The following is a 787-nucleotide window of genomic DNA, read 5'->3' as shown; positions in this document are numbered from 1 at the left end:
GTATCGGACGAGACCACCTCGGTGATTTCGGAAACCTGGGCAACATCGAGAAGCGCTGCAACCCGCGGCAGGACGTTCTTGCCGACCGAAGTGGCAGCAGCAAGGATGGTGTCGTAATTGCCCGACAGCGAAACGATCAGCGCCGCCAAGGGTTCGGCCAGATTGTTGGCAAGGCTTGCATCCTCGGCCACCAGCACCTTGGCAACGCCGGAAAGCTTGGCNGACAGCGAAACGATCAGCGCCGCCAAGGGTTCGGCCAGATTGTTGGCAAGGCTTGCATCCTCGGCCACCAGCACCTTGGCAACGCCGGAAAGCTTGGCGGCCTGGTCGGCAGCCGCCTTGGCACCGGCACCGGCCACCAGCACATGCACGTCGCCGCCGATTTTGGCGGCCGCCGTCAGCGCCTTTGCGGTCTGGTCGGAAAGGTGGCTGCCGTCGTGGTCAGCCAGAAGCAGAATAGCCATGGTTTTGTTCTCCCTTTCGGTTCGAGCTCAACGATCCCTTGGCGATCGGAGCTCAACGGTTNTGGCTGCCGTCGTGGTCAGCCAGAAGCAGAATAGCCATGGTTTTGTTCTCCCTTTCGGTTCGAGCTCAACGATCCCTTGGCGATCGGAGCTCAACGGTTCTGACGTGGTTCATGCGTTTGTCCGCAAACCGGTTCCCACTTTGCGGAAGCATGAACTAGAGCACGCCGGCTTCGGTCTTGAGCTTTTCGACCAGTTCGGCCACCGACTTGACCTTGATGCCGGCCTTGCGGCCTTCCGGCTCCTCGGTCTTCAGCACCTTC

At 60.8% G+C, this 787-nt stretch carries 3 pseudogenes; all 3 read right to left on the bottom strand.

Features of this window, described 5'->3' with window-relative positions:
- Positions 1-221 (bottom strand): annotated as a pseudogene (locus tag ASD52_RS40270) (electron transfer flavoprotein subunit alpha/FixB family protein); the annotation flags it as partial.
- Position 222: 1 nt separating this feature from the next.
- Positions 223-464 (bottom strand): annotated as a pseudogene (locus tag ASD52_RS40265) (electron transfer flavoprotein subunit alpha/FixB family protein); the annotation flags it as partial.
- 217 nt (positions 465-681) lie between these two features.
- Positions 682-787 (bottom strand): annotated as a pseudogene (locus ASD52_RS37695) (electron transfer flavoprotein subunit beta/FixA family protein); the annotation flags it as partial.

The organism is Ensifer sp. Root142 (genome assembly GCF_001426785.1).
Taxonomy (GTDB): domain Bacteria; phylum Pseudomonadota; class Alphaproteobacteria; order Rhizobiales; family Rhizobiaceae; genus Ensifer; species Ensifer canadensis.
The sequence above is the reverse complement of the archived record's forward strand: the minus strand, read 5'-3'. Positions and strand labels throughout refer to the sequence as shown.